The 8,235-nt window shown below is 50.4% G+C and carries 8 protein-coding genes; 5 read left to right on the forward strand and 3 right to left on the reverse strand.

From position 1 onward, the window contains the following. A partial coding sequence (locus tag Q0J41_RS01270) for an RNA-guided endonuclease TnpB family protein (RefSeq protein WP_296225147.1) occupies nt 1-1,141 on the forward strand: 1,141 nt, incomplete at its 5' end. A gap of 203 nt (nt 1,142-1,344) precedes the next feature. Here the strand turns inward: Q0J41_RS01270 and Q0J41_RS01275 are convergent. The 3 genes from Q0J41_RS01275 to Q0J41_RS01285 form a co-directional block, all read right to left on the reverse strand. Beyond that, entirely contained in the window at nt 1,345-3,405 is a 2,061-nt protein-coding gene (locus Q0J41_RS01275) for a KUP/HAK/KT family potassium transporter (protein WP_296225149.1), read from the reverse strand. Nucleotides 3,406-3,554: 149 nt separating this feature from the next. Continuing rightward, complete coding sequence (locus Q0J41_RS01280; RefSeq protein ID WP_296225151.1) at nt 3,555-3,968, reverse strand: hypothetical protein; 414 nt, start codon at nt 3,966-3,968, stop codon at nt 3,555-3,557. Nucleotides 3,969-4,084: 116 nt separating this feature from the next. After that, the gene (locus tag Q0J41_RS01285; protein ID WP_296225153.1) at nt 4,085-5,017 is read right to left on the reverse strand and encodes a hypothetical protein; all 933 of its coding nucleotides are present in this window, start codon (nt 5,015-5,017) and stop codon (nt 4,085-4,087) included. A gap of 215 nt (nt 5,018-5,232) precedes the next feature. Between Q0J41_RS01285 and Q0J41_RS01290 the strand changes: the two genes are divergently transcribed. The 4 genes from Q0J41_RS01290 to Q0J41_RS01305 form a co-directional block, all read left to right on the forward strand. Then, complete coding sequence (locus Q0J41_RS01290) at nt 5,233-5,442, forward strand: hypothetical protein (protein ID WP_002877879.1); 210 nt, start codon at nt 5,233-5,235, stop codon at nt 5,440-5,442. A 58-nt stretch (nt 5,443-5,500) separates the two neighbouring features. After that, nucleotides 5,501-5,737, forward strand: coding sequence for a DUF2922 domain-containing protein (locus Q0J41_RS01295; RefSeq protein WP_296225170.1), 237 nt, complete (start codon nt 5,501-5,503; stop codon nt 5,735-5,737). Nucleotides 5,738-6,012: 275 nt separating this feature from the next. Next, a complete protein-coding gene (locus tag Q0J41_RS01300; protein ID WP_296225174.1) occupies nt 6,013-7,215 on the forward strand; it encodes a glucosaminidase domain-containing protein in 1,203 nt (400 codons plus the stop codon). Nucleotides 7,216-7,236: 21 nt separating this feature from the next. Then, nucleotides 7,237-8,235, forward strand: a 999-nt coding sequence (locus Q0J41_RS01305) for an SLAP domain-containing protein (protein WP_296225176.1), incomplete at its 3' end; no start/stop codon positions are given.

Raw genomic sequence — 8,235 nt, forward strand, 5'->3', positions numbered from 1 at the left:
TCTTAGAAAAACTGGCATCTATATCCAAACAGTAGCTGAAAGAATTGAGACACTAGAACTGCGGAAAAAGAAGCTGTCTAAGTATTATTCCTATATGTCTGTCAATGACGTTGACAGCTTAGCAGTAGCCCAGGCTAAACTTAACTACAATGCGGCTTGGAATATGTTCAAAAAAATTCACTCTTCCGGCGTTCCCAAATACCACAAGAAAGGCGTAAGCAACAGCTATCAAACTTCTTGTACCTACACAACCGAAAACAAGAAAAAAGGAAACTGTACGCCTTTCTCCGGATCAGTTAGGTTCCTGGACACAAAGCACGTACAGTTGCCTAAGCTAGGAAGAATTAGAATAAGTGGCTCAAGCTATCGAAAAATTCTTGCGCATAATCCAAATTTCCGGATTGGGACGGCAACGATCAAGTATGATGCTTCGGGCTACTATCTCTCTCTTCAGATTGGGGACGTAGTTCCTTTTGTTGATCCAAAGCTAAAAACGGGCAAGATTACAGGCATTGACTTGAATACCGACAATTTCTTAACTGACAGCAGCGGTAATGTCATTGACAATCCCCGCTACTACCGCAAGTCATTAAAACGGCTGAAAAGCCTGCAAAGACGGATGTCAAGGAGACAAGTGCGGGCAAAAAAGGAAGGACGCAAGCTAGCTGAAAGCCGGAATTATCAAAAGTCCCGCCTGCAAGCAGCCCGCCTGCACCAGCACGTCAAAAATCAAAGAGAAGACTTCCTACAGAAATTGAGTACTGCATACATCAATAACCACGACGTAGTAGTGCTTGAGGACTTGAGAGGAAAAAACTTGATGAAAAATCATGCCTTGGCAATGTCAATTGCCGATGTTGGCTGGAGTAGCTTCCAGAGAATGCTTGAGTACAAAGCAGACCTCTATGGCAAGAAGTACATTGAGATCGACAAGCGCAATACCACTCAACGCTGCTCTAATTGTGGCAGCATTATGGGGCATAACGGCTATCCAAAGCTTACCTTGAAAGACAGAGAGTGGGACTGCCCAATCTGCAAAGTCCACCACATCCGGGACTATAATGCAGCTAAGAATATTCTGGAAAAAGGCATAGCCAAGTTAGAGGAAGAAAAATATTCGATACTTCCGTACAAAGGATAAAAGAAAAGAGCCCCAGGCAACCCGAGGCTCTATAATATAAATCTGGTAATTAGGGATCCCTGCACTTGCAAATCCCCGTATCTGATTAGTGCAAGCAAAGAGGCAAAAGCTTCTTGCGACTTGCAAGCCCTAGACTTTAGTCTGGGGTTGGTTGACGACTTTCTAAAAGCAAAAACGGCAAGCGTTCGAGGCTTGCCGTTTCTTTATTTGCTCTTTTGTTTCTTCGTTTTGCCCGCGTTCTTGTTCAGCATGGTCTTGCTGTAGTCAACTGGGGCAACCCGCTTGATTCTTTCAGGCTCTTGCTTGCCCAGGATCAAAGGCACGCGTTCGATAACCGTGTCCGCGAATTCCAGGCCGAACCATTGAGCCGGGTTAGGCGACAGGTTCTGCAGCTGGACCCGGGCCTTGACCAGCCACTTTTGGTAAGAGGACAGGGTGGTTGATGGCGAGATGACGTCGTTAACGATAACGAACTTGAAGTCACCAACGTCCCGGCCTGGAGTGGTCGTGTATTCCTGCGGCTGAGCTTCGATGGTGTTGTCCTTGATCAGGTCGTGGACGATCTGCCGCAAGTAGACGTTAACGCTTGTCTGCCGCTTGAAGCCGAGGTAGAGCTGGATGTTGATCACGTTCTTGGTGCCAAAAGTGTTGACCGCGTATTCGGCTGTAAATGGGTCGTTAGTGACGTTAACAGAAACGAACCAGTAAGCCCGGGCTCTCTTTGGCCGCTTGTCCAAGATGGAGTAAAGGATCTCCCGCTTGATGAACTTGTTGTACTTAACCTTGGCCATGTAAACCAGGTTGTCAGCGTAAGTTGGGTAGTTGTCATCGTGGCTGAGGTCAGTCAGCATGTCAGTGTATTCGTCCAAGCGAACGTAAGCATTAACAGATTCGTTCTTGTCCCGAACCTTGTTGCCGAAGTACCAAATAACCATGACAGCGGCGATCAAGAGGGTGATCAAGAGTGATACGTAACCACCGTGGGTAAACTTGCTCAGACTTGAACCCATGAAGAGGATGTTGATCGTGCTGAAGAAGACGACAAAAATCGTGTTCCACAAGTTGTGGCCACGCTTGAGAACCAGCCATTCATAGAGCAGGATGGTGGTCGTCAGCATGGAAATCGTGATTGACAGACCGTAGGCTGCTTCCATGTGGGCTGAGGTTCTAAAGAAGAGAACCAGGGCAATAGTAGTAATGCCCAGCATCTTGTTGATAGCCGGAATGTAGATCTGCCCTCTTTCATCAGATGGGTAGAGGATGTTCATCCGCGGCAGGAACTTCAAGTTGATGGATTCAGCCACCAGGGTAAAGGAACCCGTGATCAGGGCCTGGGAAGCGATGATCGCTGCCAGGGTGGCCAGAACGATTGACGCCAGCCGGATATTTTCCGGAATCATGGCGTAGAAGGGGTTGATTTCCGTGGCTGAGTGCATGTTGGTGTTGTTTAAGATCCAAACCCCTTGCCCAAAGTAGTTCAGGGAGAGGCAGGCGAAAACAAATGGCCAGGAACCGATGATGTTCCCCTTGCCGACGTGGCCGACGTCGGAGTAAAGGGCTTCAGCCCCCGTGGTGGCCAGGAAGATGGACCCTAAGATCGCGAAGCCCGCCTTGTTGTAAGGGCTAAAGAGCAATTTGATCGCGTAGTAAGGGTTCAAGGACTGGAGAATCCACCAGTTGCCGCCAATGTTGATCAAGCCCATGACACCCAGGAAGGCGAACCAGACAAACATGACCGGGCCAAAAGCTTTCCCGATGATGCTGGTCCCCATCCGCTGGATGGAGAAAAGCACCAGCAAAATAACAATAGTAATGACTAAGACCGTGGTCTGGTTGCTGACCGGGACATTGCCCTTGCCGAATTCCAGCCCCTTCAGCCCTTCAATGGCGGTAGTAACCGTCACGGCCGGGGTTAGGGTCCCGTCGGCCAGGATAGCAGCCCCGCCGATCAAGGCCGGCCAGACCAGCCAGGCTGCTTTCTTTCTGATTAAGGCGTAGAGGGCGAAGATACCGCCTTCGCCGTGGTTGGTTGCTTTTAAGGCAATAATCACGGTCTGCACCGTCGTGAGCAGGGTCACGGTCCACAGGATCAAGGAAATGGTCCCGATGATTAAGTCACGGCCGACCGTATTGATGCCGCCGTTGCCGGTGATTACGGATTTCATGACATACAGAGGACTGGTCCCGATGTCGCCGTAGACAATCCCAATCGCGATCAAGAGGCCGGCGGCCGTCATGCGATTGCGTTTATTTTCTACTTCCATAGCACTTAAATACTCCTCAAACTAAAAAGTCTGTGATATACAAAAATAACTTTAAAGCTTTTGTTTAGATTTAACAAGTAAAAAAAGAATGCCATCAGACATTCTTTCTACTGTAATTTTCTTATATTTAGAGCAATTTTTCAAGCCCTTTAGGACAAACTGCTTTCGATCTTTGCCCGTTCTGCTTCATACCACTTGCTCCAGTCTTCGTAAGTGGTCATCGCTTCCGGGTCAACGCCGGTTTCTGCGGTCATCTTGTCGAGGATGGCTTGGAAATTGTGGGCGTGGTCGATCAGCACATGCTTGACCAGGTTCTTGCGGGAGAATGGCTGGTTGAGCAGGAGGTAGTGGTTGATGTTGACCATGTTGTGGTCTTCGTCAAATTCACTGATGATTTCCAGGTCGTCGCGTTCGAAAGAAGAAACGTAGAAGTTGGCGAAGTTGACCAGGTAAGCCGGCTGGTCGGCAACTTCGCGTGCTGGCATGGTTACGCGTTCTGGTTCAGGCATCACGATCTTGAACATATCTTCATTGCTGCGGATTTTCTTTTCTTCTTCTGCCAAAGTTGTAGCTCCTTTTTAAATAAAAGTCTATAAAGTCAATAGTAATTTTAACGGCTTTAAGGCCAGAAAGCAAGCGCCAGGCCCCCATAAATCAAGGCCTGGCGCTGAATTATTTCTTATTTGCCCGACTTCAGGTAGCCCTCGACGTCATCCTTGGTGATGGAGTCGATGGTGGTGTGGCCCTGCTGGTAGGCGTAGTTGAACAGGTTGATCAAGTCCTGCGGGCTCCAGCCGGCCGTGCTTTCGCCCAGCTTGTCAAGCTGGGTGCGGATCTGCTGGACGTCCCGGCTGGTCACGGTGCTGCCGCCAACCTTGTCATTGTTGCTGGTCCCAGACCCTTCAGCCTGGTTGCTGGAAGAGCTTGCGGCAGAAGAAGATGAGCTGGAACTGGAGCTTGCCTTGCTGCTGGAAGAGTCAGAAGAGCTGGATGAACTTGAACTTTCAGAACTGGAGGAGTCCTCCTGTTTGCTCTTGGCTTCCTTGAGCAGGTCCTTGACGTTAGACCGGACCTTGGCGTAGTAAGCTCCGTTGATGTAAGGCAGGTCTAAGATGCTGCTGTAGGTGGAAACGGCGCTGCCATAATCGCCGTCTTCCATGGCCTTGGCGGCCTTGTTTAAGAGCGGCTTGATTTCACTGTCGTAGTTGTCTTTAACGGCCTTGAGCTGTTTAACCAGCTTTTTGGCCTGGCTGGTCATGACACTGTAGCCGCCATTTTGCTCCTGGGCCTTTTGGGCCAGGTTCAAGGCGCTGGCGTACTTGACGGTCGTCTTGGCTAACTTGATGGAGTCGGCCAGGTTTTCGGCCTGGGCCTGGTAGTTTTTAGCTTGGGCAGTTGCCTTAGCCTGGTAGGCCTGGTCAAATTCGTCAGCGGCTTGGCTGTACTTCTTGGCCTTTACGGCTTCTTTGCCGGCCTGCATGTGGCTGGAGTAGCTGGAATTTGCCATTTGCTTCTGGCTCTGCTTTTGCTGGCTGGAGTAGAAGAAGACGCCAGCCCCGCCCAAGGCGAGCGCGGCCACCACAATGATGGACCAGATAGTCGATTTTTTCATAAATAACCTCCTCGTTAATCTCCTCAATTATACCAGAATCGCCCCTCCCTTCAGTCAGCTGGTCCAACTTGTAATTATTACTTAATAAAAAGTGGCCGACTTTTGCTTCTTGAAACGTTAGTATCAGTGCAGGCCCAAGGCGCCGGGGCCGGCCGGAGCGAAGCCCGTTGCTTCGCGGCAAGAATGGATTTTTTAACAGAAACAGGAGAGAAAAAATGAACTTCACTTTAGCTGACCAAAGCATTCAATACACCTTCAAGGCCGAAAAGTATGACAAGGGGCAGATGCAGCGCAGCCTGCAAAACGTCAAGCTGGATGCCAGCCCGGAAAGCCTGGTCAAGGTGGGCCAGGCCATCAGCAAGCTGCAGGGCGATGAACTGGCTGCCTTGACCCTGGTCCAAAAGCACAATTTGACCTTGGCCTAACTCTTTAGCGCGGAAACTACAGATGAAAATTTTTGAGTAAGAAACAGGAGAAAAAATCATGACTACGACTACCGAATTGCAATTAACCTTTAAGTCCAGTGCTGGCAAAAAGAAGAGCCTGAACCTGCCATACGCGGTCAAGGGCTTGAGCGCGGACGTGGTCCGGGAGGCCGCGGCCGCCATCGCCAGCGAGGGCGTGTTCGTCAAGGAAGGGGAGGTCCTCTATGCTGAGCCGCTGGCTGCAAACTATATTGAACGTACTGTTACGGGTGTGTTTGACGATAGTAATCATTAGGCAGATCTGGCCGCTTTAGCCGGATACAAAATTTATACCCAAGAGGCGGCCTGGCCGCCTCTTTTCTTTTTATGTTTAATTTATGCAGCTTTATCCCGGTCTTTTATAATTTTCTTTCTTAGCCCGGAAGGGGGAAAAAAGCGGTTTTTTTCTATAAAGAATGTAATTGCTTAAGGAAATTGTTACTTTTAGTTTACAGAATGCGCGTTCGATTGTAACTAGAGCGCTGAGCACATACAATAGAAGTTACGATTGAAATTATTAGGAGGAAATTAATGAAGAGAAGATTTTTGACTGGACTTGCTACCGCAGCGATGCTGACTTCTATCGCTGTTCCAGTGACCAACAACATGTTCCTCTCAAATCAAGCAGTTGAGGCATCAGCCACCAGTGATGCCTTTTTAAGCAAGGTCAGCCTGCGGGCGCAGAAGACGTCCAAGAAGTACGGCGTCTATGCCTCTTTGATGCTGGCCCAGGCTGCCTTGGAATCTGGCTGGGGAACTTCAACCCTGTCTACCCGGGCCAACAACTTCTTTGGGATGAAGGCTACTGGCTGGACCGGGGCAACTTATAACGTCAAGACGGCGGAACAGGACTCAAAGGGTAAGATTTACTACATCACGGCTGCCTTCAGAAAGTACAGCAGCTACCAGGCATCTTTTGACGACTACGGCTTGAAGATGCGGACGACTTTTGGCAATTACGGCAGCTTGCGCTACAGCAAGATCTGGCTGGAAAATGCCTCAAGTGCTTCAGCTGCCGCTAAAGCCATCAAGGCTGCCGGCTACGCGACCGACAAGAACTACGCCAACAAGCTGATCAGCCGCATCGGAACCTACAACTTGACCAAGTATGACCCGGTTTACTCCGGCACTAATTACAGGGCCAAGGTAGCCAAGTCCGGGGCAACCTACCTGTACCCGACTGACCACTCTGTTTCACCAAAGAAGTCTTACGTGACCGCCGGTCAAACTGTAACGGTTACTAAGACCTACACTTACTACAATGGCAAGAAGCGGATGTACCTCAAGGGCCTGGGCTGGATCAACGGCGAAAGCCTGAACACTGGCAGCTCCCAAGCGCCAAGTGCTGACAATGCCGCCAGCGTTTCCGGGCAAATGAAGGTACTGATGCACTCAGCAGCTATCTACACCAGTACCGGTGCCAAGAGCACGGCCAAGTCCGTCAAGTCCGGCAAGAGCGTGACGACTTACGGGTCAGTCACGATCAACGGGGCTAAGTACTACCGGGTTAACTCGGCCAGTGCCGACCAGTTCATCAAGGCAAGCAACTTTGACGGCGTAAGCCGCAAGCTTAAGCACAATGCCTACATCTACAACAACAAGGGCAAACGGGTCGGCAAGACCAAGTGGCTCAAGGGCAGCACTCACACCGTCTACGGCGGCAGAGTGAAGATCAAGGGCAAGCAGTACTACATCGTTGGTCTTAACCAATATGTTAAGAAGGCCAACTTTTAAGCAAACGGGGAAGAAAACTGAATGAGATTTAGAAGATTTTTTACTGCGGCGGCAACGGCGGCTTTCGGCCTGGCCTTTACTTTTGGCCAGGGACAGGCAGCCCAGGCTTCAATCAACAGTGATGCCAAGAAGACGATTTACAGCGGCACCAAGTCACTGGAAACCCTGCTCAAGGCGGCGGGTTTGTCTTACAACCAGTTCAACAGCGTGGCCAATGGCAAGAAGTACGGCAGCCGCTTCGGCTACCGGAACGGGGTCGGCAGGCCGGAAGGGATCGTCGTTCACGAAACGGCGACTCCTGGCGCTACGGCCTGGGATGAAGGCCGCTACTTCAACAATAACTGGACCAGCGTCTACTCTTACGTCCACGCTGTTGTCGACAACAGCCAGACCATCCAGCTGATGTCAACTGACTATGGTACCTGGGGGGCAGGCCCAATCGCCAATGTCCGCTACATCCAGATTGAGCTCTGTGAAGTTTCAACCCGGTCCCAGTTCGTGCAGAGCGTAGCCAACGATGCCTACTACATTGCCACTCTTTTGCACCAATATAACTTGACCCCATCCCGGGCAAGTAAGAGCGGGACAGGCACTATTTGGTCCCACAATGAAGTTTCCCAGTACCTGGGCGGGACCGACCACGGGGACCCGGACGGCTACTTTGCTAAATGGGGCTACTCCATGAGCGACTTCTACAGCTTGATCACTTACTACTACAACAAGCTGGGAACCAGCAGCAACAGCGGCAACACTAATACTGGTTCAAACAGCTCCAGCCAAGCGCCAGCTACCCAGCCGGTTTCAACCAAGAGGGTTAAGCTGATGCGGAACTCCTACAGCTATGATGCTTCTGGCAAGAAGTTGTCTGTCAAGACTTTGAAGGCAGGAAGCAGCCTTAAGGTCTACGGGTCAGCCGTAAAGATCGGCAACGCCAAGTACTACAAGTACGCTGAAGGCAAGTACGTGAAGGCTGGCAACATCGACGGGACCAGCCGGACTTTGACCCACAACGCTTACGTG

It is taken from the genome of uncultured Lactobacillus sp. (assembly GCF_944327175.1).
In the GTDB taxonomy this organism is placed as follows: domain Bacteria; phylum Bacillota; class Bacilli; order Lactobacillales; family Lactobacillaceae; genus Lactobacillus.

Coding starts and splice junctions, on each gene's coding strand:
- Q0J41_RS01295 (WP_296225170.1), top strand. CDS start 5,501: ATGACTACGACTACCGAATTGCAATTAACCTTTAAGTCCAGTGCTGGC.
- Q0J41_RS01290 (WP_002877879.1), top strand. CDS start 5,233: ATGAACTTCACTTTAGCTGACCAAAGCATTCAATACACCTTCAAGGCC.
- Q0J41_RS01300 (WP_296225174.1), top strand. CDS start 6,013: ATGAAGAGAAGATTTTTGACTGGACTTGCTACCGCAGCGATGCTGACT.
- Q0J41_RS01285 (WP_296225153.1), bottom strand. CDS start 5,017: ATGAAAAAATCGACTATCTGGTCCATCATTGTGGTGGCCGCGCTCGCC.
- Q0J41_RS01275 (WP_296225149.1), bottom strand. CDS start 3,405: ATGGAAGTAGAAAATAAACGCAATCGCATGACGGCCGCCGGCCTCTTG.